Source organism: Massilia sp. UYP34 (assembly GCF_056279385.1).
On record NZ_JBWBRF010000005.1, the window covers coordinates 180,702 to 205,152 of the forward strand.

At 67.6% G+C, this 24,451-nt stretch carries 17 protein-coding genes; 12 read left to right on the top strand and 5 right to left on the bottom strand.

Translation table 11 applies throughout. From position 1 onward, the window contains the following. The first annotated feature begins 177 nt into the window (after positions 1–177). The gene (locus ACZ9AQ_RS11340) at positions 178–1,632 is read left to right on the top strand and encodes an iron-containing redox enzyme family protein (protein WP_429205461.1); all 1,455 of its coding nucleotides are present in this window, start codon (positions 178–180) and stop codon (positions 1,630–1,632) included. A gap of 92 nt (positions 1,633–1,724) precedes the next feature. Continuing rightward, positions 1,725–4,358 carry a cyanophycin synthetase gene (gene cphA, locus ACZ9AQ_RS11345; protein WP_429205459.1) on the top strand — a complete coding sequence of 878 codons (2,634 nt, stop codon included), beginning with the start codon at positions 1,725–1,727 and terminating at the stop codon, positions 4,356–4,358. A 534-nt stretch (positions 4,359–4,892) separates the two neighbouring features. Here the strand turns inward: cphA (ACZ9AQ_RS11345) and cphA (ACZ9AQ_RS11350) are convergent. The 3 genes from cphA (ACZ9AQ_RS11350) to ACZ9AQ_RS11360 are packed head-to-tail and all read right to left on the bottom strand — an operon-like array spanning position 4,893 to position 9,264. Further along, the gene (cphA, locus tag ACZ9AQ_RS11350) at positions 4,893–7,481 is read right to left on the bottom strand and encodes a cyanophycin synthetase (RefSeq protein WP_429205457.1); all 2,589 of its coding nucleotides are present in this window, start codon (positions 7,479–7,481) and stop codon (positions 4,893–4,895) included. Beyond that, entirely contained in the window at positions 7,478–8,356 is an 879-nt protein-coding gene (locus tag ACZ9AQ_RS11355) for a cyanophycinase (RefSeq protein WP_429205456.1), read from the bottom strand. The genes cphA (ACZ9AQ_RS11350) and ACZ9AQ_RS11355 overlap by 4 nt, the downstream gene beginning before the upstream one ends. Further along, a complete protein-coding gene (locus ACZ9AQ_RS11360) occupies positions 8,353–9,264 on the bottom strand; it encodes an isoaspartyl peptidase/L-asparaginase (RefSeq protein WP_429205454.1) in 912 nt (303 codons plus the stop codon). Before ACZ9AQ_RS11360 ends, ACZ9AQ_RS11355 begins: the two co-directional genes overlap by 4 nt. A 184-nt stretch (positions 9,265–9,448) precedes the next feature. On the opposite strand from ACZ9AQ_RS11360, the gene ACZ9AQ_RS11365 reads away from it, so the two are divergent. From ACZ9AQ_RS11365 to ACZ9AQ_RS11380, 4 genes are all read left to right on the top strand, one after another. Continuing rightward, complete coding sequence (locus ACZ9AQ_RS11365) at positions 9,449–10,714, top strand: Hsp70 family protein (RefSeq protein ID WP_429205453.1); 1,266 nt, start codon at positions 9,449–9,451, stop codon at positions 10,712–10,714. A 51-nt stretch (positions 10,715–10,765) separates the two neighbouring features. Then, positions 10,766–11,443 carry a 3'-5' exonuclease gene (locus ACZ9AQ_RS11370; RefSeq protein WP_429205451.1) on the top strand — a complete coding sequence of 226 codons (678 nt, stop codon included), beginning with the start codon at positions 10,766–10,768 and terminating at the stop codon, positions 11,441–11,443. A 128-nt stretch (positions 11,444–11,571) separates the two neighbouring features. Beyond that, entirely contained in the window at positions 11,572–12,996 is a 1,425-nt protein-coding gene (locus tag ACZ9AQ_RS11375; RefSeq protein WP_429205449.1) for a tetratricopeptide repeat protein, read from the top strand. A 246-nt stretch (positions 12,997–13,242) separates the two neighbouring features. Beyond that, on the top strand, positions 13,243–15,411 hold the full coding sequence (locus ACZ9AQ_RS11380; protein WP_429205447.1) for a prolyl oligopeptidase family serine peptidase: 2,169 nt from the start codon (positions 13,243–13,245) through the stop codon (positions 15,409–15,411). A gap of 164 nt (positions 15,412–15,575) precedes the next feature. Here the strand turns inward: ACZ9AQ_RS11380 and ACZ9AQ_RS11385 are convergent, their stop codons facing one another. Continuing rightward, positions 15,576–16,151: a helix-turn-helix domain-containing protein gene (locus tag ACZ9AQ_RS11385; protein ID WP_429205445.1), complete on the bottom strand. Its 576-nt coding sequence runs from the start codon at positions 16,149–16,151 to the stop codon at positions 15,576–15,578. A gap of 212 nt (positions 16,152–16,363) precedes the next feature. Between ACZ9AQ_RS11385 and ACZ9AQ_RS11390 the strand changes: the two genes are divergently transcribed. The 6 genes from ACZ9AQ_RS11390 (at position 16,364) to moaD (ending at position 23,330) form a co-directional block, all read left to right on the top strand. Next, positions 16,364–17,566 carry a glycine C-acetyltransferase gene (locus ACZ9AQ_RS11390; RefSeq protein ID WP_429205443.1) on the top strand — a complete coding sequence of 401 codons (1,203 nt, stop codon included), beginning with the start codon at positions 16,364–16,366 and terminating at the stop codon, positions 17,564–17,566. Positions 17,567–17,618: 52 nt separating this feature from the next. Next, positions 17,619–18,581 carry an NAD-dependent epimerase/dehydratase family protein gene (locus tag ACZ9AQ_RS11395; RefSeq protein WP_429205441.1) on the top strand — a complete coding sequence of 321 codons (963 nt, stop codon included), beginning with the start codon at positions 17,619–17,621 and terminating at the stop codon, positions 18,579–18,581. A gap of 89 nt (positions 18,582–18,670) precedes the next feature. Beyond that, on the top strand, positions 18,671–20,053 hold the full coding sequence (locus ACZ9AQ_RS11400) for an L-serine ammonia-lyase (RefSeq protein ID WP_429205439.1): 1,383 nt from the start codon (positions 18,671–18,673) through the stop codon (positions 20,051–20,053). Between the two features lie 271 nt (positions 20,054–20,324). Beyond that, complete coding sequence (gene thrC, locus ACZ9AQ_RS11405; protein WP_429205437.1) at positions 20,325–21,800, top strand: threonine synthase; 1,476 nt, start codon at positions 20,325–20,327, stop codon at positions 21,798–21,800. Then, complete coding sequence (locus tag ACZ9AQ_RS11410) at positions 21,800–23,065, top strand: molybdopterin molybdotransferase MoeA (RefSeq protein ID WP_429205436.1); 1,266 nt, start codon at positions 21,800–21,802, stop codon at positions 23,063–23,065. The genes thrC and ACZ9AQ_RS11410 overlap by 1 nt, the downstream gene beginning before the upstream one ends. 7 nt (positions 23,066–23,072) lie before the next feature. Then, positions 23,073–23,330 carry a molybdopterin converting factor subunit 1 gene (moaD, locus tag ACZ9AQ_RS11415; RefSeq protein WP_429205434.1) on the top strand — a complete coding sequence of 86 codons (258 nt, stop codon included), beginning with the start codon at positions 23,073–23,075 and terminating at the stop codon, positions 23,328–23,330. 75 nt (positions 23,331–23,405) lie between these two features. Here moaD and dctP read toward each other — a convergent pair whose 3' ends face one another. Then, the gene (dctP, locus tag ACZ9AQ_RS11420; RefSeq protein ID WP_429205432.1) at positions 23,406–24,446 is read right to left on the bottom strand and encodes a TRAP transporter substrate-binding protein DctP; all 1,041 of its coding nucleotides are present in this window, start codon (positions 24,444–24,446) and stop codon (positions 23,406–23,408) included. Positions 24,447–24,451: the final 5 nt, after the last annotated feature.

A 24,451-nucleotide genomic window follows, 5' to 3' on the forward strand; every position in this document is an offset into this window, starting at 1 on the left:
CAGCCGGCAGGGAAGGGACGCATTGTCATGAGCACTCTGGCAAGCGCTGAGCGCGTCGCGAGATAGCATTTTGTAATCCCTATCTTACACACTCGCAGCGCCCCTACCGATTCTCGCAACATGGCCCAGCTTGGATAATGTCGGTAATCGTCCATAGGACACTTTACGATGCGAGACATGACACCAATGCTGTTTGCCGACGCGCCGCGCGTCGAGGCCGCCCTTCCTGCCACCGCAGAAGGCGCGAAGGATCTGTATTTGTCGCTGTACGCCGATCCGTCGGCAATGCCTGGGCAGGCCAGGGACTTCGTGTCCGGGCAGATCGCGGTCGCGCGCGCGCTGCCGTCCGACCTGCCCGCGAACGTGGACCAGTTGCTGGCGTGGATCGAAGAGCGCACCGATATCGTTGGCCAGCAGTACCGCGACTATCTCGCCGCGCGCAAGAACGGCGCGCCGCGCCGCTATTTCTCGTGCCGCGCGCATGCGCTGTACTTCATCAAGGGCGTGGCGCCGACCAAGCTGGTCGACGGCGCCTGGCTGTACGGCTTGACGCGCCAGTGGGACGACGTCGCCTATCACCCGTTGATCAAGACCTACCTCGAAGAACTGGGCGACGGCCTGCCCGACAAGAACCACGTCACCCTGTACCGCAAGCTGCTGGCCACCCATGGCTGCGAGAGCTGGGAAGACCTGGGCGACGAACACTTCCTGCAAGGCGCGCTGCAGCTGGCGCTGGGCCACCACGCCGAGCACTTCCTGCCCGAAGTCGTCGGCTACAACCTGGGCTACGAACAGCTGCCGCTGCACCTGTTGATCACGTCCTATGAACTCAACGAACTGGGCATCGACCCCTATTACTTCACCCTGCACGTCACCGTCGACAACGCCGCCAGCGGCCATGCGCGCAAGGCGGTGCAGGCGGTACACGACCTGATGCCGAAGGTCGGCGACCGCGACGCCTTCTGGCAGCGCGTGGTCGACGGCTACCGCCTGAACGAGCTGGGGGCCAGCACGACCTCGGTGATCGGCGAATTCGACCTGCAGTCGGAACTGGTCGGCATCCTGGCCGCCAAGAGCGGGGTGGGCAAGAACATGCACTCCGATTACTGCCGCGTCGCCGGCCGTTCGGTCAACGACTGGCTGACGGAACCATCGCAGATCCCGACCTTCCTGGCCGCCCTCGAAGGCGCCGGCTGGATCAAGCGCGGCGAAGACGTCGAGGACAGCCGCTTCTGGCGCCTGGTCGAAGGCGAACGGGCCGAGATGTTCGGCGTGTTCAACGCCTACGAGTTGCAGGTGCTGCGCGACTGGATCACCTCGACCGCCGAAGGCAAGCCGGCCAGCGCCCAGCGCGTGCTCACCGCGCGCGCGCGCCAGCGAACCCTCGACCAATTGGGGCAGGGCGCCGAGCGCAGTCATGCGCATCCGGTGCGCGGCCTGATCCGCCGCCACGCCAACCTGGACGATGCCGACGCCGGTAACGAGCTGCGCCTGCTGGAACAGCAGGTGGCGGCGGCCAACGGCAAGCAGGAGGCGATGCAACTGCTGGGCCGCCTGCTGTCGCCGGAAACGCACCATACGGCGGTGGGCCTGATGGCCACCCGCATATACACGCAACTGTTCGACGCCTGACCCGCCCGCACGGCAACCAGCGGCCGGCATGCGATAGAGAGCGCGTGCCGGCCGTGGCTTCAATATAAAAACGACTATCAAGGGAATCACACGTGCAAATCCTCGAACAACGCTTCCTGCGCGGACCGAACGTCCATGCCGACTCGCCATGCCTGCTGTCGGTGGTCGACCTGCAGGACCTGTACGGCAAGTCCACCGCCGACCTGCCGGGCTTCAACCATGCGCTGATCGAGCTGCTGCCGTCGCTCAATGGCGAGCGCCTGCCCGCCGGCCGGCCCGGCGGCTTCACCCAGCGCCTGAGTGAAGGCACCTACCTGGGCCGCGTGATCGAGCACGTGATGCTGGAGCTGCAAACCCTGGCCGGCGCGCCGGCCACCTTCGGCCGCACGCGGCCGGTGAGCGGCCACCCGGGGCAGTTCAGGATCGTGTGCGCCTATAGTTGCGAAAAGCTGGCCGAGCCGGCCTTCGACCTGGCGCTCGACCTGGTGACGGCGCTGGCGCATGGCGAAGGATTCGAACTGGCCGCGCGCCTCGAAGAACTGCGCGGCATCGCCGCGCGTTACGCGATCGGCACCAGCACCGCCGCGGTGATCGCGGCGGCGCAGGAGCGCGGCGTTCCGGTGCAGCGCATCACCGACGAAGCCAACCTGTTCCTGCTCGGCTGGGGCGTCAGGCAAAAGCGGCTGCAGGCCACCACCACCGGCGACACCAGCTTCATCGCGGTGAAGATCGCCAGCGACAAGCAGCTGACCAAGGCCCTGCTGAAGGAGGCCGGCGTGCCGGTGCCCGAGGGCGACGTGGTCACCACCGTGGAGTCGGCCCAGCGCGTGGCGCGCCGCCTGAACGGGCCGGTGACCCTGAAACCCCTGGACGGCAACCAGGGCAAGGGTGTAACGGTCGACTGCACCACGCCCGACGACGTCGCGCGCGCGTTCGAGTTCGCGCGCCAGTACGGGCGCCGCATCATCGTCGAGCGCCACGTGAAGGGTTGCGATTACCGCGTGCTGGTCGCCGCCGGGCGCGTGGCCGCGGCTTCGCGCCGCCGTCCGGCCCACGTGGTGGGCGACGGCGTCAAGTCCATCCGCGAGCTGGTCGAGATCGAGAACGCCAATCCGGCGCGCGGCGCCGGCCATGCGACCATCCTGACCCGCATCGCCCTCGACGAGCATGCGGCCGACATGCTGTCGCGCCAGGGCTTCGAGTTCGACAGCGTGCCGCCCGTCGGCGTGGTGGCCGAACTGCGCGGCAACGCCAACCTGTCGACCGGCGGCACCGCCGAAGACGTGACCGACCTGCTGCCGGAGTCGACCCGCCTGCTGTGCGTGCGCGCCGCCGCCAAGATCGGCCTGGACGTGGCCGGCATCGACATCGTGTGCGAGGACATCGGCCAGCCGCTGGCGGCGCAGCGCGGCGCCGTCATCGAAGTCAATGCGGCGCCCGGCATCCGCATGCACCAGTATCCGAGCGCGGGCGAGGCGCGCGACGCCGGCCAGGCGATCGTCGACGGCCTGATGGGCACGTCCGACGGCCGCATTCCGGTGATCGCGCTGACCGGCACCAATGGCAAGACCACCACCACCTTGCTGGTCGCGCACGCGGCGCGCATGGCGGGCCGGGTGACCGGCGTGACCACCACCGAGGGCGTCTTCATCGACGGCAAGCAGGTGGTGAAGGGCGACTGCACCGGCTACTGGTCGGCGCGCACGGTGCTGCACGCGCCGGAAGTGGAGATCGCGGTGCTGGAGACGGCGCGCGGCGGGATCCTCAAGCGCGGCCTGGCGTTCGACCGCTGCGACGTGGCGGTGGTGCTCAACATCGCGGCCGACCACCTGGGCCTGGATGGCGTCGACACCGTCGAGGACCTGGCGCAGGTGAAGGCGGTGGTGGCGCAATCGGCCTCGAAGGCGGTGGTGCTCAACGCCGAGGACGCGCTGTGCGTGCAGATGGCGCGCCGCGTCAAGCCGGGCGCGGAAGTGCTGTTCTTCTCGATGGACGCCGACAACCCGGTGCTGCTCAAGCACCTGGAAGACGGCGGCCGCGGCGCCTACCTGCAGGATGGCGCGGTGGTGATCGCCGACGGCCATATCCAGCAGGCCGTGATCAAGGTGGAGAGCATGCCGGTGGCCTTCGGCGGCCTGGCGCGCTTTAACATCGCCAATGCGCTGGCCGCCGCGGTGGCGCTGCTGGCATCCGGCTTTGGCCACCTGCAGATCGCCGCCGGGCTGTCGACCTTCGTCTCGAACGGCCGCACCAACCCGCTGCGCACGAATATGTTCGACGTGCGCGGCGTGACCGTGATCGTCGACTACGCCCACAATCCGGCCGCCTACGCCGCCATGGCCGACATGGCGCGCGGCATGCTCCCGGGTCAACTGGTGGGCATCGTGACCGCCCCCGGCGACCGCCGCGACGGCGACCTGCGCGAGGTCGGCAAGGTCTGCGGCGGCCGCTTCGACGAGCTGGTGGTCTACGAATCGCAGAGCCGCGGCCGCGCCGTGGGCGAAGCGGTCGACCTGATCCTGGCCGGCGCCGAGGAAGTGGTTGGCCTGAGCGACACCTTGCACCGCGAGCTGGAAGTCGACAACGCCATTCGCCTGGGCCTGACCCTGTGCGAGCCTGGCGACGTGCTGGTGTTCGCCTGCGGTTCGTCGCTGCAGGTCTTCGTCGATGCCATCCGCGCGGGGGACCCGGAAAGCGCGGACCTGATCGCGGCGCAAATGGCTTGACCCCGGGCGGTCCACGCCGCCCCTCAATGAGGGTCAGAGTAAAATTGTTGGGCAATTTCCCAAATTCGCCCCGCAATGAATGAGGGTCAGAGTCGAATTGTTGGCCAATAGCTTGGCGGACAATTGGGGTCGGAGTCGAATTAACGGCTCATCCGCAAAAGTTGTCAAACAATTCGACTCTGACCCTCATTAATAATTTGTCCCAGCGTTCATTTATCGCGCCAAACCAGCAGTTGGCTCGGAATGCGCTTATCTCGCCTTTCCTCTTCTCCCAGCAAATGATGACCAACGGCAAGATTGCGACCGTGATTTAATGAGGGTCAGAGTCGAATTGTTGAGCAATTGCTCAGATTCGGCGGCAAATTAATCAGGGTCGGAGTCGAATTATTGGCCAATTGCTTGGCAGATAATTAGGGTCAGAGTCGATTTAGCGGCTCATCAGCAAACGTTGTCAAACAATTCGACTCTGACCCTAATTGGATATTTGCGGACTGGGGGAGGAAGAAAAACGGCCCGTGAGGGCCGTTGGTTTGTTCAGATCGTGGCGGCTTCGATGCGCCGCGCCAGGTCGGGGCGGGTGGGGCGCAGCGCTTCGGTCAGCTCGGAGATCGACGAGCCGCAGCCGAACACCAGCACGTCGCCGGGACGGCACATCGACAGGCCGAGGCGGATCGCGCGGTGCACGTCCAGTTCCACCTGCAACTGCTCGGCGTCGATCTTGCCGAGCTTGGCGCCGCGCGCCAGCAGGGTGGCGGTTTCGCCGGCAGGGCGGCCGCGGTTTTCGGATTCGTAGATCACCAGCTCGTCGAAGCCGGCCGCGCAGGTGCGGCCGATGTCGACCAGGTCGGCGTCGCGGCGGTCGCCCGGTGCGGCAACGACCCCGACCAGGCGGCCCGGCGACATCGCGCGCGCCATCTCGGCCAGGGCGGCGTAGGCCGCGCAGTTGTGGGCGTAGTCGACCACCACCGTCACGCCGTCCACGTCGAACAGGTTCGAGCGCAGCGGATTGTGCTTGCTGTCCGAGACGAAGCCGCGCAGGCCGTCCGCGATCTCGCCCTTGTCGAATCCGCAGGCGATCAAAGCCGCAGCCGCCGCCATCGCGTTGGCGATGTTGTAGCGCGCGCGGCCGCCCAGCGAGGCGGGCATGTCGCGCACGTCCATCAGCGCTTCGTGGCGCAGGCCGCTCGCGATCACGATCGTCGAATCCTCCAGGTAGACCCCGCGTCCGCCGTGCTCCACATGGCGCAGCAGCACCGGGTCCTCGGGGTCGAGCGCGAAATAGATGATTTCCACGCCGTCGGCCAGTTCGCCCGCCATCTGCACGCAATACGTGTCCTCGGCATTGAGCACCACCGCGCGCGAGGCGCGCCTGGCCACCACCGCCTTGACCCTGGCCAGGTCGGCGATGGTGTCGATCCCGTCCAGGCCGAGGTGGTCGGCCGAGATGTTCAACACCACCGAGACGTCGCAGCGGTCGAAGGCCAGGCCACGCTTGAGGATGCCGCCGCGCGCCGTCTCCAGCACCGCGAAGTCGACGTCCGGCGCACCCAGCACGCTGCGTGCCGAGTGGTAGCCGGTGCAGTCGCCTTCGTAGGCCAGCTGGCCGTTCAGGTAGACGCCGCTGGTGGTGGTCACGCCGGTGCGCAGGCCCGTCATGCGCACCGTGTGCTCGATCAGGAGGCTGGTGGTGGTCTTGCCGTTGGTGCCGGTGACCGCCACCACCGGGATGCGTCCGTTGCAGCCCCCGAACAGCGCCTCGACGATGGCGTCGCCGGCGTCGCGCGGCGTGCCGCGGCTCGGGTACTGGTGCATGCGGATGCCCGGCGCCGCGTTGACCTCGATGATGCCGCCGCGCTGATCGCGCAGCGGTCGCGCGATGTCTTCGCAGATGATGTCGATGCCGGCCACGTCCAGGCCGATGGTGCGCGCGGCGCGGATGCAGATGTCGCGCGTTTCTTCCGGCAGCAGGTCGGTCACGTCTTCGGCGGTGCCGCCGGTCGACAGGTTGGCGTTGCCGCGCAGGTCGGCGCTCACGCCATCGGCCAGCACCGTGTCCAGGTCATATCCCTGCCGGGCCAGCGTCTCGTCGGCCAGGGCGTCGAGCGGGATTTTGGTGAGGATGTTGGTGTGGCCGTCGCCGCGCGCCGGGTTGCGGTTCTCGCTCTCGACCAGCGCGCGGATGGTCGACTTGCCGTCGCCCGTCACGTGCGGCGCACGGCGCCACGAGGCGGCCGCGATCTTGCCGCCCGTGACCAGCACGCGGTAATCGCGTCCACGCAGGTATTCCTCGACGATCACGCGCCGGCCATGCTTGCGCGCGAATTCGAAGGCGCGCGCCACGGCATCCGGGCCGACGCAGTCGACGGTCACGCCTTTGCCCTGGTTGGCGTCCAGCGGCTTGACCGCCACCGGCCGGCCGAGGCGGCGCGCGATGCGCTGGGCCGCTTCCACCGTGGTGACGACGTCGCCTTCCGGCACCGGCACGCCGGCCCCGTCGAGCAGCGCCTTGGTCAGCTGCTTGTCGCTGGCGATGCCCACCGCGATCGAGTTGGTGGCGCCGGTGATCGTTGCCTGCAGCCGTTTCTGGCGACTGCCCCAGCCCAGCTGGAACAGGTTCGCCGAGTCGAGCAGGCGCAGGGCCGGAATACCGCGCCGCAGGGCGGCGTTCACGACGGCGCCGGTGCTGGTGCCGATCGCATGGTGCGCGGCGACGTCGCGCAACTCGGCGACGGCCGAGTCCAGGTCGAAGGCCTGGTAGTGGGCCAGCGCTTCGAGCAGGGCGATCGCGGTGCGCAGCGCTTCCTCGGCCACCTGTTCGATCGCGTAGCCGCATACCACGCGGCGGCGCTCGGGCTGGCCCGCGACCGGCAGCGTGGCGCCGTGCTCGCCCGGCGCGCCGGCCAGGCGCTGCAATTCCATCACCACCGGCTCGAGCGCGTCGACCAGCAGGGCGTCGTCGGCCAGGCGCACCGCGGCCTCGAGCGGCAGTGCCGGCAGTAGGTCGAGCAGGCGCGCGGAAAAGCCGCCGCCCTTGGCGCCGACGTTGTCCACCAGCGCCATCAGGCAGGGACTGGCGGCGTACAGATTGGGGCCGCGCAGCAGGCGTTTTTCCTTGATTCTCATGACAGTGTCGTCCGTTTGGTGACGTTTTCCAGGAAGTCCAGCAGCTGGGGCGGCACGCGCTTGCCGGTCTGCTCCTCGCCATTGGGCAGCGAATATTTGCTTCCGGCCGGCAGCAGGTGCAGGCGCACGTCAATCAGTTCCGGCGTGGTGCGGTCCTTGATCTCGGCCACGTTGGTGCTCATCGAGCGGCCGTCGACCACGGTCACCGCGCCTTCGCCCACCACCTCGATGCCCACGCCGCGCTCGATGATCAGGGCCGTGTCCTCGTCGATGCCGATCCCCTGCAGATACGGGTTCTGGGCCACCACCGACAACAGGCGCGACAGGCGCTGGCGTTCCGAAAAGTGCTGGTCGACCACCACGCGGTGCAGGAAACCGAGACCCGCGCCCAGTCTCACCGAGCCCTTCTCGGGCAGCAGGTCGGCACGGCCCTGGGCGAGCATATGGCCCGACATGGCCGAGGCCCCGGCGCTGGTGCCGCCGATCGTGGCGCCGCGCACCTTGAGGGCGATGTGCATCTCGGCGTCCATGGCGGTGCCGCCGATCAGGGCCAGCAGGCGCTTCTGGTCGCCGCCGGTCATGAAGATGCCGTCGGCCTCGGCCACCTTGCGCACGAACTCTTCGCTGTTGGCGTCTTCGCGGCTGGTGATGCCGAGGTGCGCGCGTTCCCTGACGCCCAACGTGCCGAACGCACCGTCGTAGATCTTCCACATCTCGTCGGCGATCTGGCTGGCCGCCGTGATCACCACGACGCGCGCGTCGGCGCCGCCGGCGAGCTCGACGAAGCGGGTCAGGATTTCCATGTCGTGCTTGCGGTCTTCTCCGCCGCCGATGATTACCAGGTGGCCGTTCTTTTGTTCGATTTCTTCGTTCATCGTTGCACCATTTTCGAATAAGGCATGTCAGTGTTGCTGAAGGCGCCGGCCTCATGGCGGCTGACCGCGATCAGTCCGACGTCGATGCCGGGGGCGAACAGGTCGATCCCGCGTTCCAGGGCCTGCGCGAGCGGCATGCCGTCCGCGATCCAGCCGTATACGGTGCGCGCCAGCAGGTGGCGCACGATGTGCTCGCCGATGCCGCTCGCCGCGACCGCGCCTTCGGGCCCGGCATAGAAGCCGCTGCCGACGATCGGGGTGTCGCCGACGCGCCCGAGCAGCGCCGGCGCCGAGCCGCCACTGGAGCAGGCCACCGCGAAGTGGCCGTCGGCGCCGCGCACCACGGCGCCGACGGTGTCGCAGGCGACGCCCTCGGGCAGCTGCAGCGGGGTGTTGTAGTTCCAGAAGCGGTCGAACAGGCGGCTGTTCAGGCCCGGCATGGCCGGCACGGAGCCGGCCAGTTGCGCCATGATCTTGCGGTGGTCGGCGCGCTGGCGCTCCGATATCGGGGCGCTCTCGGGCATGCCGATCGCGCGCGCGAAGCGCGCGGCGCCGTCGCCGGCCAGCATCCAGTGCGGCGTGTCGGCCACCGCGCGCGCCAGCTGCACCGGATTTTTCACCGATTGCGCGCAGGCGACCGCGCCGAGGCGGCCGCGGGTGTCCATGATCGAGGCATCCATTTCGATGGTGGCGCCATCCAGCCCCAGCACCGAACCGCTGCCGGCGTTGAAGCGGCCGTCGTCTTCGAGGGTGCTGACCGCGATGACGGCGGCGTCGAGCGCATCGCCGTTGACTTCCAGCTGCGCCAATGCGCGGCGCGCGGCGAGAACGCAACCATCTTCGTTCCCGCGCGACGCGCCGGCGCCGCCGTGTACCACGACGGCGCCAGCTTGTTGAGGCTTGCTCATCTCGTCCAATCCTTTTGCATTCTTGTTATCTTGAGCGGTCGCGCAGCACAGTGTGCGACCAGCAGACATTATGCAAAAGCAATCGACTGAACCATATCGGTAGCGCCGCCGTGTGATTGTAAGAGCCCGCTTACAGGGAAATCCAAATCTGGTAACATACCGCCCCTTCAAGACAAAGGTTCCTATGGTGCACGCTTGCGGCGTTGACTTCGGTACGTCCAACTCCACGGTCGGCTGGCTCCGGCCAGGCACGACCCATTCCGCCTCCACGGCGCTCCTGACGCTCGAGGAGGGCAAGCCGACCTTGCCGTCGGTGGTGTTCTTCAATGCCGACGACGAGCGGGTCAGCTACGGTCGCGCGGCGCTGGCCGAATACCTCGAGGGATACGAGGGCCGCCTCATGCGCTCGCTCAAGAGCCTGCTCGGCACCAGCCTGATCGACGGCCAGACCGAGGTCGCCGGGCGCGCGCTGCCGTTTCGCGCGCTGCTCTCGCAGTTCATCGGCGAAGTCAAGCGCCGCGCCGAGAGCCAGGCCGGCGTGCCGTTCGAGCGCGCGGTGTTCGGCCGTCCGGTATTCTTCATCGACGACGACCGCCGGGCCGACCAGCTGGCCGAAGACACGCTGCGCGAGGTCGCGCACGCGGTGGGCTTCAAGGAGATCGGGTTCCAGTACGAGCCGATCGCCGCCGCCTTCGACTACGAAGCGCGCATCGAGCGCGAGGAACTGGTCCTGATCGCCGACATCGGCGGCGGCACCTCGGACTTCTCGCTGCTGCGCCTCGGCCCGCAGCGCGCCGGCCGCGTCGACCGGCGCGACGACATCCTGGCCAACGGCGGCGTGCACATCGGCGGCACCGATTTCGACAAGTACCTGAGCCTGGCCAGCGTGATGCCGCTGCTCGGCTACGGCAGCAGCCTGCGCTCGGGTGCGGCGATCCCGTCCAGTTATTACTTCAACCTGGCGACCTGGCACACGATCAACCAGGCCTACACGCGCAAGAGCGTGACGCAGCTGGCCGACCTGGCGCGCGATGCGGCCGAGCCAAGCAAGATCGCCCGCCTGCAGAACCTGATCGACGAGCGCGCCGGCCACTGGCTGGCGATCGAGGTGGAGGGCGCCAAGATCGCGCTGTCCGACGCCGACAGCGTGCGCCTGCGGCTCGATCGCCTGGCGCCGCCCGAGACGCTCGACGTCTCGCGCGCCGGGTTCGAGGCCGCCATCGCCGGCCTGGTCGACCAGGTGGCGACGACGGTGAGCAGACTGTTCGCGGATGCCGGGGTGAAGCCGGAAGACGTGGATACGGTATTCTTCACGGGCGGCTCGAGCGGCGTCGGCCTGCTGCGCGAGCGCATCGGCGCCATGGTGCCGGGGGCGCGCCGCGTGGAGGGCGACCTGTTCGGCAGCATCGGCACCGGCCTGGCGCTGGACGCGCTGCGCAGGTTCGGATAAGGGGCGGCTGGATCCGGCCACGACCGCCCACGTACACTACAGGATGAAACGATGAGTATGTATGATCGACCGCTGGTGATGCTCGACTTCGAGACCACCGGTCTGTCGCCCGAGATGGGCGACCGCATCACCGAAGTGGCGGCGCTGCGCATCGTCGGCGGCGAGGTGACGGAGCGCTACGTCTCGCTGGTGAACTGCGGCGTGCGGGTGCCGAGCTTCATCACCCAGCTGACCGGGATCACGCAGGCGATGGTGGACGGCGCGCCGCCGGCGCACCAGGTGGTGCCCGAACTGCTCGACTTCATCGGCGGCGACGTGCTGTCGGCCCACAACGCCAGCTTCGACGAGAAGTTCCTCAAGGCCGAAGGCGCGCGCTTCGGCCGCGCCACCTCGCACGCCGGCCTGGTGTGCTCGCTGAAGCTGTCGCGCCGCCTGTTCCCTGGTCTGGCCAGCTACAAGCTGGGCCTGCTCTCGCACCAGCTCGGCATCGAATTTCGCGGCACTGCCCACCGGGCCGAGGCCGACGCCCAGGTGGCCGCCGACGTGCTGCTGCACGCCGCGCGCCACCTCGGCCGCGCCTGCGGCATCGAGCAGGTCGAGCCGGCGCTGCTGGTCTCGATCAACAAGGTCGCCGCCGCCAAGATTCCCGCCTTCCTCGACAAGTACGCGGCTACCGTGCGCGCACGCCGCGAGGCGGCCTCTGCCGCCCTGGCGGCCTGCGCTGCCTGACCCAAACGTGACGGTCAAGCGTGGCGGCAGGTGCGCCGCTGACCGTCCGATTGTGCGGTCGCAAACCCCGAAGTCCTCGCTCTCCTTAAAATTTTAACAACAGGATCAAGACCGCCGAGAGGATTTCGATGAGCGAGGATGCCGCCCGCCAGGGCACTGCCACCTACGAGTGGTTCCACCGCGCCGCCAGCGGCGGTAATCCTTACGCCCAATTCAACCTGGCCCAGCTGTACCTGCGCGGCGACGGCGTCGCGCGCGACGACGCCAAGGCGGCCGCCTGGATGGCGCGCGCCGCCCAGCAGGGGCTGGCCTATGCCCAGAACCACCTGGGCGCCATGTACTACAACGGCCGAGGCGTGCGCTGCGACCACACGCGCGCTGCGCACTGGTTCCAGCGCGCCGCCGAGCAGGGCGACCGCTCGGCCCAGCACAATCTGGGTCTCCTGTACCGCAAGGGCCGCGGCGTGCCGCGCTCGCACAAGGCGGCGATCGGCTGGTTCTACCGGGCCGCCGAACAGGGCATGGCGCGCGCCCAGACCCAGCTCGCCGAAGGCTATCTGCACGGCCTCGGCGTCAACGTCAGCCATCCGCTGGCGATGGCATGGTTCCGCAAGGCCGCGATGCAGGGCCACGTGCCGGCGCAGGTGCAGCTGGCCCAGATGTATGCGCGCGGGCAGGGCGTGGCGCCAAGTCCAGGCCAGGCGTTGTACTGGTTTCGCCATGCGGCCGGGGCGGGCGACCCCACCGCCCAGCGCCAGCTCGGCCTGGCCTATGCCGAAGGCCGCGGCGCCGGGCCCGATCCGGCCCTGGCCATCCATTGGCTCGAACGCGCGGCGGCCGGCGGCGAGCGCGAGGCGCTGTACGTGCTGGGCGGGTTGCTCTCGGGCGGGGGCGTGGCGCGCGACAGTGCACGCGCGCTGCGCTGCTACATGCAGGCGGCGGCCCAGGGCCACGTGCAGGCCCAGTACCGGGTGGCGCGCATGCTGGCCGGCGGTTGCGGCGTGCAGCGCGATCCGGGGCGCGCGCTCGGGTTCTACCTGCAGGCCGCCGAGGGCGGCGCCGCCAATGCCCAGTTCGCGCTGGGCCTGCTGTATGCCAAGGGCCTGGGCGTGCCGCGCGACCCGGCCCAGGCCGCCGTCTGGTACCGGCGCGCCGCCCAGCAGGGCGACGCCAGCGCCCAGAACAACCTGGGCGCCATGTATGCCTGCGGAGAAGGCGTGCCGCGCGACGACAACCTGGCCGCATACTGGTACCGTCGGGCGGCGCGCCAGGACCACGCGCCGGCCCAGCACAACCTGGGTGGGCTGTACGCCGCCGGGCGCGGCGTCGCCAGGAATCCCGTGCGCGCCTGCATGTGGGCCTGGCTGGCGCGCCAGGGCCGCGGCCTCGACAAGGCGGCGCCGGCCGACGTCGCGCTGGCCGCCAGCACGGCGGCCAACGACTATACCGCGCTGCTGAGCCCGGCCGAGCGGAGCCGGGCGCGGGCCCTGGTGGAGCGCTGGCTGGCGTCGAAGACGAATCCGCGCCGGCTGCTCCGGCGCACCGGCGCATGAGCGTTCTCACCGCCTGCGCTCTTGCGCGCCATCTTGCGCGCCGTCCTGCGCGTGCATTCCTCCGGGCTTGCGTCGGACTCTCCCGAGGGCACGCCGCATCCCGGCATGCATGTCGCATGGACCGTCAATACGTGCCTGGCAGCCAGCGGCAGGGCGCCGGGCGGGGCCATATTCAAGCATGTCATTTCACGCTATGATGCCCTGCGGCCACAAGCCCACACCATCATTCAACAGCCCGAGAAGACTATGCACATGAGACTCGCCACGCTCGCCGCCGTCCTGACCGCAGCTTTCGCCGCGCCAGCAATGGGGCAGAGCTGCTCGCCGGCCGGCCCTTCGCTCACCTATCCGGTAACGAAGAAAGTCGACCAGACCGATAACTACCATGGCACCGTGGTGGCCGACCCCTATCGCTGGCTCGAGGACGCCAACAGCGCGGAGACCAAATCCTGGGTCGAGGCCCAGAACAAGGTCACGCAAGCCTACCTGGCGCAGATCCCGCAGCGCGAAGCGATCCGCCAGCGCCTCACCCAGCTCTGGAACTACGAGCGCTACAGCGTGCCGGGCAAGGAAGGCGGCCGCTACTTCTACACGCGCAACGATGGCTTGCAGAACCAGGCCGTGCTGTACACCCTGAAGAACCTGAACGACCAGCCGCGCATGCTGCTCGACCCCAACACCCTCGCCCTGGATGGCACCATCGCCCTGGCCGGCGCCGAGGTCAGCCCCGACGGCAAGCTGCTGGCCTACAGCATCGCCGCGTCCGGCTCCGACTGGAACGAGATCAAGGTGCGCGACATCGATACCGGCAAGGACCTGCCGGACCACATCAAGTGGGTCAAGTTCTCGAGTACCGCCTGGACCAAGGACGGCAAGGGTTTCTTCTACAGCCGCTACGACGAGCCGAAAGAGGCGACCAAGCTGGCCGACGTCAACTACTTCCAGAAGCTGTACTACCACCGCATCGGCACGCCGCAAAGCGCCGACACCCTGGTCTACGACCGCGCCGACCAGAAGGAATGGGGCTTCGGCGGCCAGACCACCGACGACGGCCGTTACCTGATCATCACCACTACCAAGGGAACCGCGCCGAAGTACCGCGTCTCGTACAAGGACCTGTCCAGGCCGGATGCCAAGGTCGTCGACCTGATCGACAACTTCGATGCCGGCTACGACTTCATCGACAACGTCGGCACGGTGTTCTACTTCAGCACCGACCGCAACGCGCCCAAGAAGCGCATCGTCGCCATCGATGTGAGCAAGCCATCCGAGAACAACTGGAAAGAGATCGTCGCCGAGAGCGCCGACACCCTGGCCGGCGCCGACATCGTCAACAACCAGCTGGTGCTCGAGTACCTGAAGGATGCGAAGAGCGTGGTGCGCGTGGTGTCGCTCGAAGGCAAGCCGGTGCGCGAGATCGCGCTGCCGGGCATCGGCACCGTGGGCGGCCTGTCGGGCAAGCGCGGCGACGCCGAGACCTTCTACTCGTTCACCGGGTTCACCAATCCGACCACGATCTACCGGCTGAACCTCAAGAATGGCGAAAGCACCGTGTTCCGCCAGCCGAAGGTCGCCTTCAACCCGGCCGATTATGAAACCCGCCAGCAGTTCTACACGAGCCGCGACGGCACCAGGGTGCCGATGTTCATCGTGTCCAAAAAGGGTCTCAAGCTGGACGGCTCGAACCCGACCTACCTGTACGGTTACGGCGGCTTCAATATCGCGCTGACCCCGAGCTTCTCGCCGGCCAACCTGGCGTGGATGGAAATGGGCGGCGTCTACGTGCTGGCCAACCTGCGCGGCGGCGGAGAATACGGCGAAGCCTGGCACCAGGCCGGCACCAAGCTGAAAAAGCAGAACGTGTTCGACGACTTCATCGGCGCGGCCGAATGGCTGGTGCAGAACAAGGTCACCTCGCCGAAGAAACTGGCGATCGGCGGCGGCAGCAATGGCGGCCTGCTGGTCGGAGCGGCTACCACCCAGCGTCCGGACCTGTTCGCGGCGGCGATTCCGAGCGTGGGCGTGATGGACATGCTGCGCTTCCACAAGTTCACCATCGGCTGGGCCTGGACTTCAGACTATGGCTCATCGGAAAATCCTGACGAGTTCAAGGCGTTGGTCAAGTACTCGCCGCTGCACAACCTGAAGCCGGGCACGTGCTATCCAGCCACCATGGTCACCACGGCCGACCACGACGACCGCGTGGTCCCGGCGCACAGCTTCAAGTACGCCGCCGCGGCCCAGGCCGCCCAAGCCGGCGCGGCGCCGATCCTGATCCGCATCGACACCAAGGCGGGCCACGGCGCCGGCAAGCCCACCAGCAAGCAGATCGAGGAAGTCGCCGATCGCTGGGGCTTCCTGTCGCGCGAGCTGCAGATGGGCGAGGCGGCCAAGACGGTTGGCGGCTCGCACTAGGTATTGACGCGGTATTGACGATCGGCGGGCGCTACGCCGGCTGAACAAGACAAAGGCCGCCGGGGCAACCCGGCGGCCTTTGCTTTCATGCCCGATTGCTGGACCTGTCGTCCCGCCTGCCGGCCCGCCTTTCGGCCCGCTTCCCGGCCCGCTTTTCGGCCCACCTACCGGTGAACCACCACCAGGACCGCTTTCGCCTCGGCCTTGCCCGTATTGCGAATCACATGGTTCTGGTCGGCCGAATACCTCGCCGTCGCCCCATGCCGCACCTTGCGCTTCTCGTTGCCCACTTCCAGCTCGACCGTGCCGGTGATCACGGTCAGATGCTCGCCAGTGCCCGGGTCGTGCGCCTGCGAGACCAATTCGCCCCCCGGCGCGAGGGTCAGTTCATACCACTCATACTTGCCGGCCAGGTCCATCGGACCCAGGATGCGCAGCGAATAGCCGGCGTGCGCGCCGGGCAGGGTAGGGATCTCGTGGGCCTCGACCACCCGGATCAGGTCCGCCGTGCGCACCTCGGACGACAGCAGCTCGCCGATCTGCACGCCCAGCGCATTGGCCAGGCGCCAGGTGATGGCGATGGTCGGATTGGCCTTTTCGCGCTCGATCTGGGATAGCATCGATTTCGAGACGCCGGCAATGCGCGACAGGTCTTCGAGCGTCAGCCCGCGCGCCAGCCGTAGCCGTTGTAGCGTTGCGCCAACTTCTGGCGGCGCATTGTTTGTTAGAGTGGTACTCATTGTCCGTTGGGCTGTCCTGCCTAATGCAAATTGCTTATAAGTATATTGGAAGCCGCTTGCCAAGTTCATTGGCCGGGCGTAATATTCGATATATCGAATTTCTGTTCGAGATAGCGAACCAGTTCTCTACATCGAACGAACCAACGGTACAACATCCGCCGGCCGCCGGTCAAGCCGCCGGTCATGCCAAGCCACCAGAACAGGGGAACACCATGAGCGATCAAGCCTTCTACAGCAGCCTGCAGCAAAAACTCGCGACCTTGAAGGATGAGGGCCTGTTCAAGCCCGAGCGCGTGCTGGCCTCGCGCCAGGGCGCCGAAGTGGTGGCGCAGGATGGCCGTACCCTGATTAATATGTGCGCGAATAACTACCTGGGCCTGTCGGGTGACCTCGAGACCCAGAAAGCCGCCGCCGCCGCCCTCGACAAATACGGTTATGGCCTGTCTTCGGTGCGCTTCATCTGCGGCACCCAGACCGTCCACAAGGAGCTGGAACAGGCGCTGTCGCGCTTCCTCGGCACCGAAGACACGATCCTGTACGCGGCCGCCTTCGACGCCAATGGCGGCGTGTTCGAGCCGCTGTTCGACGAGAACGACGCCATCATCTCCGACGCCCTCAACCACGCCTCGATCATCGACGGCGTGCGCCTGTGCAAGGCCGCGCGCTACCGCTATGCCAACAACGACATGGCCGACCTCGAAAAGCAGCTGATTGCCGCGACCGCAGCCGGCAAGCGCCACAAGATCATCGTCACCGACGGCGTGTTCTCGATGGACGGCACCATCGCCCAGCTGGACAAGATCGTCGCGCTGGCCGAGAAGCATGGCGCCCTGACCATGATCGACGAATCGCATGCCTCCGGCTTCATGGGCGCGACCGGCCGCGGCACCCACGAGCATTGCGGCGTGGTCGGCAAGATCGACATCATCACCGGCACCCTGGGCAAGGCCCTGGGCGGCGCGATGGGCGGTTTCACCTCCGGCAAGAAGGAAGTGATCGAGACCCTGCGCCAGAAGTCGCGTCCCTACCTGTTCTCGAACACGCTGGCGCCGATGATCGCCGGCGCCTCGCTGGCGGTGCTGGAGCGCATCTCGACGTCCACCGAGCTGCGCGACCGCCTGCACGAGAACACCGCCTACTTCCGCAAGGAGATCGAGCGCATCGGCTTCACCATCAAGCCGGGCACCCACCCGGTGGTGCCGGTGATGCTGTTCGAGGCGCCGGTCGCGCAGAAATTTGCGGCGCGCATGTTCGAGCTGGGCGTGCTGCTGTCGGGCTTCTTCTATCCCGTCGTGCCGATGGGACAGGCGCGCGTGCGCGTGCAACTGTCTGCGGCGCACACCCGCGAGCAGCTCGACACCGTGCTGAAAGCCTTCGAGCAGGCCGGCAAGGAGCTGGGCATCATCGGCAACTGAGCAGAGCAAGAGCAGAGCAAGAACGACTACCCAGAGAAGCAAGGAACACAGCATGGAACGCATCCTCATCATCGGCGCCAACGGCCAGATCGGCAGTGAACTCGTCAGTGCGCTGGCCGACAGGCACGGCGCGCAGAACGTGATCGCCTCGGACATCGGCGACAAGAACTTGTACGGCGCCGCGCGCTACACCGTGCTCAACGTGCTGGACAAGGACAGCCTGGCGCGCCTGGTGGCCGATGAGGGCATCACCCAGGTCTACCAGCTGGCCGCCATGCTGTCGGCGACCGGCGAGAAGGCGCCCCTGACGGCCTGGACCCTGAACATGGACGGCCTGCTGAACATCCTCGAGATCGCGCGCGAGCGCGGCGAGGCGGGTAAGCCCCTGAAAGTGTTCTGGCCGTCGTCGATCGCGGCCTTCGGCCCGACCACCCCGGGCGAGAACACGCCGCAGTTCACGATCATGGACCCGACCACGATCTATGGCATCAGCAAGCTGGCCGGCGAGCGCCTGTGCGAGTACTATCACGCCAAATACGGCGTCGACGTGCGCAGCATCCGCTACCCGGGCATCATCAGCTACAAATCGCCTCCGGGCGGCGGCACCACCGACTACGCCATCGCGATCTTCCACGCGGCCCTGCGCGGCGAGACCTACGAATGCTTCCTGGGGCCGGAAACGACCCTGCCGATGATCTACATGCCGGACGCGATCCGCGCCACCATCGAGCTGATGGAAGCCCCTGCCGAACAGGTGGCGATCCGTTCGTCGTACAACGTGGCGGGCGTGTCGTTCAACCCGCGCGAACTGGCCGCCGCGATCGCAAAAAAGCTGCCGCAGTTTCGTATCGACTACAAGCCGGACAGCCGCCAGCAGATCGCCGATTCCTGGCCGAAGAGCCTCGACGACAGCCGCGCCAGCGCCGACTGGGGCTGGACATCGCGCGTCGGGCTCGACGAGATGGTGGAGTCGATGCTGAAGAATATCGACGTCGGCCTGGGCGTGGCGGCGTAAGCATCGCCGCGCCAGGATGGACTTCCGACGGCCTGCCGCCTCGACGCGCCAGGCCGCAATCATTATAAGAACCGAAAAGTGAGACAAGCATGGACATGAGTGTGTTCGACCTGTTCAAGATCGGCATCGGCCCCTCGAGCTCCCACACCGTGGGCCCGATGGTGGCGGCGCGCCGCTTCCTGCTCGAGAGCGCGATGCTGGACGAGGCGGTCGGCGTCGAAGCCCACCTGTACGGCTCGCTGGCGCTGACCGGCGTCGGCCATGCGACCGACAAGGCCGTGATCCTCGGCCTGATGGGCGAGACCCCGCAGGACGTCGACCCGGGCGCGGTCGAGGAAAAGCTGCTCGAAGCGGAGTTCGACGGCGTGCTGCCCCTGCTGGGCAAGAAGCCGGTGCCGTTCAGCGCGAAAACCCACCTGGTCTGGCACAAGGCCTCGACCCTGCCGGAGCATCCGAACGGCATGCGCTTCGTGCTCCATCTGCAAGACGGCAGCATCATCGAACGCATCTATTATTCGGTCGGCGGCGGCTTCATCACCACGGCCGGCGAGAGCCCGGCGCGCGCGCTCGATGCGCCCCCGGTCCCGTACCCGTTCGACACGATGGCCGAGTTGCTCGCGCATGGCCGCCGCGATGGCCTGAGCATTCCGCACATGCTGCGCGCCAACGAGCGCACGCGCATGAGTGACGCACAACTCGACGCGGGCCTGGACAAGATCTGGCGCGTGATGCGTGAGTGTATCTGCCATGGCTTGGTGACCGAGGGCCGCCTGCCGGGCGGCCTGGACGTGCGCCGCCGCGCCGCCGGCCTGTGGAAACAGGCGCAGCAAACCCAGCAGCAACCGCTGAACGCCTTGCCGCATGACGCGGTGCAGCAGGTGAGCCTGTACGCGATGGCGGTGAACGAAGAAAACGCGGCCGGCGGCCGGGTCGTCACCGCGCCGACCAATGGCGCGGCCGGCATCATCCCGGCGGTGCTGCGCTACTACGCCGAGGATTGCCGGCCGATCGAGCCGCAGCGCGGCGTGCGCGACTTTTTGCTGGCGTCGAGCGCGATCGGCATGCTGTGCAAGAAGAACGCCTCGATCTCGGGCGCCGAAGTCGGCTGCCAGGGCGAGGTGGGCGTGGCCTGTGCGATGGCGGCGGCCGGCCTGGTGGCGGCGCTCGGCGGCAGCAACGAACAGATCGAGAACGCCGCCGAGATCGGCATCGAACACCACCTGGGCATGACCTGCGACCCGATCGGCGGCCTGGTGCAGATCCCGTGCATCGAGCGCAACGGCATGGGCGCGATCAAGGCGATCACCGCCGCCTCGCTGGCGCTGAAGGGCGACGGCACCCACTTCGTGAGCCTGGACAGCGCGATCGAGACGATGCGCCAGACCGGCGCCGACATGCAGGTCAAGTACAAGGAGACCTCGCTCGGCGGCCTGGCGATCCATGTGGTGACGGTCAATCACGCGGCTTGCTGACAGGGTAGTGGCTGCTCAGCGGCCTTGGATTCCCGCCTGCGCGGGAAGTCATTCTTGCCAGTGGCAGGAATGACGGTTTTTAGGTTGGTGGGCCCGGTGATTCATTGTTGGCAGATGCACGTCATTCCCGCGCAGGCGGGAATCCAAGCCGCCACCCCGCCAGCCACCCAATTTTATTCACCCAAACAACTTTTCTGCAGCACAGCATACAATTTCGCTCGCTCCCACTATAATAAAGTTTCAATGTGAGCCAACCGGATCTTCAAACTGTATGCATTATGTGTCCACCCGCGCGACGAGCGCGTCCGCAGCACGCAATCCCCAGCAATTCTCCGATATCCTGCTCGGCGGCCTGGCCCCGGACGGCGGCCTCTATCTGCCGGCCGACTACCCGCAGGTGAGCGGCGCCGAGCTCGATGCATGGCGCAAGCTCTCGTACGCCGAGCTGGCCTATGAAATCCTGCGCAAGTTCGCCACCGACATCCCGGACGCCGACCTGAAGGCCCTGACCGCGCGCACCTACAGGCCGGAGGTCTACCGCAACGCCCGCGCCGACGAATCGCGCGCGGACATCACCCCGCTGCGCGTGCTGGAAGACGGCGCGCGGGGCAAGCTGGTGCTGCAGGCGCTGTCGAACGGCCCGACCCTGGCCTTCAAGGACATGGCGATGCAGTTGCTGGGCAATCTGTTCGAGTACGCGCTGGCCAAGAACGACGACGAACTGAACATCTTCGGCGCCACCTCGGGCGACACCGGCAGCGCCGCCGAGTACGCGATGCGCGGCAAACGCGGCGTGCGCGTGTTCATGCTGTCGCCGCACAAGAAGATGAGCGCCTTCCAGACCGCCCAGATGTTCAGCCTGCAGGACCCGAACATCTTCAACATCGCCGTCGAGGGCGTGTTCGACGATTGCCAGGACCTGGTCAAGGCGGTCTCGAACGACCTCGAATTCAAGGTGCGCCAGAAGATCGGCACCGTCAATTCGATCAACTGGGCGCGCGTCGTGGCCCAGGTCGTGTATTACTTCCGCGGCTACCTGGCGGCCACCACCAGCAACGACCAGCAGGTGTCGTTCACGGTCCCGTCGGGGAACTTCGGCAATATCTGCGCCGGCCACATCGCCCGCATGATGGGCCTGCCGATCGACAAGCTGGTGGCCGCCACCAACGAGAACGACGTGCTGGACGAATTCTTCCGTACCGGCGTCTACCGGGTGAGGAAGCCTTCCGAGACCTTCCACACCAGCAGCCCGTCGATGGACATCTCGAAGGCCTCGAACTTCGAGCGCTTCGTGTATGAACTGGTGGGGCGCGACCCCGAGCGCACGCATGCGCTGTTCCGCAAGATCGACACCCATGGCGGCTTCGACCTGTCCGGCGCGCCGGGCAGCGATGGCGACGAATTCAAGGACGTGGCGAAGTTCGGCTTCGGCTCCGGCCGCTCGACCCATCTCGATCGCGTGGCCACGATCCGCGACGTCGCCGACGACTACGGCATCACGATCGACACCCATACCGCCGACGGCATCAAGGTGGCGCGCGAGCACATGCGGCCGGGCGTGCCGATGATCGTGCTCGAAACCGCGCTGGCGGCCAAGTTCAACGAGACCATCCTGGAAGCGCTGGGCCAGGACGCCGAGCGTCCCGCCGGCTTCGAGGACATCGAGTCGCTGCCGCAGCGCTTCGTGGTCATGCCGGCCGACGTCGGCCGCATGAAGGCCTATATCGCCGAACACACGGGGATTTGATGAGCGCACCGGTACAGAAAGCCCCGATGCTGTCGGTGCGCGAAGCGCTCGACCTGCTGCTGGCGGCGGCGCGGCCAGTGGAGCAGGTCGAGACCGTCCCGACCCTCGAGGCCAACGGCCGCGTGCTGGCCGCGGACCAGCTGGCGACGATCGACGTGCCGTCGGCCGACAATACGCAGATGGACGGCTACGCCGTGCGCGCCGCGGATTGCGCGAGCGGGGCCGCCACCCTGAAGGTCAGCCAGCGCATCCCCGCCGGCAGCGTGGGCCATGCACTGGAACCCGGCACGGCGGCGCGCATCTTCACCGGCGCCCTGATCCCCCCGGGCGCCGATGCGGTCGTGATGCAGGAGCAGGCCGAGGCGGTCGGCGACAGCGTCACCATCCACCATGCGCCGCGCGCCGGCGAGTGGATCCGGCGCAAGGGCGAGGACATCGGCGCCGGCGCGGTGATCCTGGCGGCGGGCGCCCGCCTGCGCAGTCAGGAGCTGGGACTGGCCGCGTCCGTTGGCCTGGCCAGCTTGCCGGTGCGGCGGCGCCTGCGCGTGGCCGTGTTCTTCACCGGCGACGAGCTGACCATGCCGGGCGACGTGCCGCCCGAGGCGCTCAAGCCCGGTGCCATCTACAATTCGAACCGGTTTACGCTGCGCGGCCTGCTGGAAAATCTCGGCTGCGACGTCGAGGACTTCGGCATCGTGCCCGACTCGCTGGAGGCCACCCGCGCCACCTTGCGTGCCGCGGCGCGCGAGCACGACCTGATCATCACCTCGGGCGGCGTCTCGGTCGGCGAGGAAGACCACATCAAGCCCGCCGTGCAAGCGCAAGGGCGCCTGTCGATGTGGCAGATCGCCGTCAAGCCGGGTAAACCACTGGCGTTCGGCGAGGTGCGCCGCGATGTTGACGCCGATGCTGACGCCGGCGCTGCGCACTTCCTGGGGTTGCCCGGCAATCCGGTGTCGAGCTTCGTCACCTTCCTGCTGTTCGTGCGTCCCTTCCTGCTGCGTCTGCAGGGCGTGACGGGCCGGGTCGAGCCGCAGGGCTATACCGTGCGCGCCGACTTCGACCTGCCGAAGGGTGACCGCCGCAACGAATTCCTGCGCGCGCGCCTGAATGCGGCCGGGGGGCTGGACCTGTTCCCGAACCAGAGCTCGGGGGTGCTCACCTCGACGGTGTGGGGCGACGGCCTGGTCGACAACCCGGCGGGCAACCGCATCGCCGCGGGCGACCCGGTGCGCTTCATCCCGTTCGCCGAACTACAGCATTAGGAAAGACATGAAGATCAATGTGAAGTACTTCGCCGCGCTGCGCGAAGCGGTGGGGACCGCGCAGGAGCCATTGGACCTGCCGCCGGACGTCGCGACGGTGGGCGGCGTGCGCGCGCTGCTGCAGGCACGCGGCGGCGTGTGGGCCGAGGCCCTGGCGCCGGAACGTGCGGTGCGCATGGCGTGCAACCAGGTCATGTGCGGCGGCGATACGCCGCTCGTCGACGGCGCCGAAGTGGCGTTTTTCCCGCCGGTGACCGGCGGTTGAGCCGGATGAGCCGGTCGAACGCGTCGGTGGCGTAGCCGCCACGCGTTCAACCGACGCCCGGATCGCGGCGATGAATCACAAGGCCGCGATCGACTGCTCCGCCAACGCCATCAATTTCGCGCAATTGCTGTTACGCGCCGCGAAATCCTTCCACGCCGTGTTGCGCGCCACCGACTGCCAGCCGCGCAGGGCTTCCGGCGTGAGGTCGACCACGCGCGCGCCGACGCCGCGATAGACCGACACCACCGCCGCATCGTCGTTGCGCGCCATCTTCAGCGCAAACCCCTCCAGGTCGGCGCCGACCTTGAGGATGGCGTCCTGCTGCGCCTTGGGCATGCGCTCGAACACGGTGCGCGACATCAGGAGCGGCTCGAACATGAACCAGTACGAGCCGCCGCGCGCCGTGGTCAGCGAGCGCGCCGTCTCCTGCAGGCGGAAGGAAATGAGAGACGTCGACGAGGTCAGGGCCGCGTCGAGCGCGCCGCTGCGCATGGCGCCCTGGATCTCGTTGGACGGCAGGGTGACGACGGTCGCGCCGGCGTCCTGCAGCAGCATGTCCATCTCGCGCGAGCCGCCGCGCACCTTCAGGCCGCGCACGTCCTCGGGCATGACGATCGGATTGCCGCGCGAGGCGACCCCGCCGGCCTGCCAGATCCAGCTGACGATCACCAGGCCCTGTTCGCCCAGGATGCGCGCCAGCTCGCGCCCGACCGGGGCGTCCTTCCAGCCATAGCCCTGTTCATAGGACGTGACCAGCGCCGGCATCAGCCCGATATTCGCTTCCGGCGCCTCGCCGCCCGCGTACGACAGCGGCACCAGGGCCATGTCGAGCGAGCCGCTGCGCAGCGCGCCGAACTGGGCGTTCGGCTGCATCAGGCTCGACTCCGGGTGGATCGAGAACTTCAGGGCGCCGCGCGTGCGTTTTTCGACCTCGGCCGCGAACATGCGGCACAGGCGGTCGCGAAAATCGCCCTGGGCGATGCCGCCGCCGGGGAATTGGTGCGAGATCCTGAGATTGCCTGACTGGGCCCAGGCCGACTGCATCCATAGCGGACTGGTCGCGATTGCGCCCAGTATTGCCCTGCGGGTCGCATGCGACCGGTTGATTACCGACATATACA

Coding starts and splice junctions, on each gene's coding strand:
- ACZ9AQ_RS11390 (WP_429205443.1), top strand. CDS start 16,364: ATGAGCGATCAAGCCTTCTACAGCAGCCTGCAGCAAAAACTCGCGACC.
- cphA (WP_429205457.1), bottom strand. CDS start 7,481: ATGAGAATCAAGGAAAAACGCCTGCTGCGCGGCCCCAATCTGTACGCC.
- ACZ9AQ_RS11375 (WP_429205449.1), top strand. CDS start 11,572: ATGAGCGAGGATGCCGCCCGCCAGGGCACTGCCACCTACGAGTGGTTC.
- ACZ9AQ_RS11340 (WP_429205461.1), top strand. CDS start 178: ATGACACCAATGCTGTTTGCCGACGCGCCGCGCGTCGAGGCCGCCCTT.
- ACZ9AQ_RS11380 (WP_429205447.1), top strand. CDS start 13,243: ATGCACATGAGACTCGCCACGCTCGCCGCCGTCCTGACCGCAGCTTTC.
- ACZ9AQ_RS11360 (WP_429205454.1), bottom strand. CDS start 9,264: ATGAGCAAGCCTCAACAAGCTGGCGCCGTCGTGGTACACGGCGGCGCC.
- ACZ9AQ_RS11385 (WP_429205445.1), bottom strand. CDS start 16,151: ATGAGTACCACTCTAACAAACAATGCGCCGCCAGAAGTTGGCGCAACG.
- ACZ9AQ_RS11365 (WP_429205453.1), top strand. CDS start 9,449: ATGGTGCACGCTTGCGGCGTTGACTTCGGTACGTCCAACTCCACGGTC.
- ACZ9AQ_RS11370 (WP_429205451.1), top strand. CDS start 10,766: ATGAGTATGTATGATCGACCGCTGGTGATGCTCGACTTCGAGACCACC.
- ACZ9AQ_RS11355 (WP_429205456.1), bottom strand. CDS start 8,356: ATGAACGAAGAAATCGAACAAAAGAACGGCCACCTGGTAATCATCGGC.
- dctP (WP_429205432.1), bottom strand. CDS start 24,446: ATGTCGGTAATCAACCGGTCGCATGCGACCCGCAGGGCAATACTGGGC.
- thrC (WP_429205437.1), top strand. CDS start 20,325: ATGCATTATGTGTCCACCCGCGCGACGAGCGCGTCCGCAGCACGCAAT.
- ACZ9AQ_RS11400 (WP_429205439.1), top strand. CDS start 18,671: ATGGACATGAGTGTGTTCGACCTGTTCAAGATCGGCATCGGCCCCTCG.
- ACZ9AQ_RS11395 (WP_429205441.1), top strand. CDS start 17,619: ATGGAACGCATCCTCATCATCGGCGCCAACGGCCAGATCGGCAGTGAA.
- moaD (WP_429205434.1), top strand. CDS start 23,073: ATGAAGATCAATGTGAAGTACTTCGCCGCGCTGCGCGAAGCGGTGGGG.
- ACZ9AQ_RS11410 (WP_429205436.1), top strand. CDS start 21,800: ATGAGCGCACCGGTACAGAAAGCCCCGATGCTGTCGGTGCGCGAAGCG.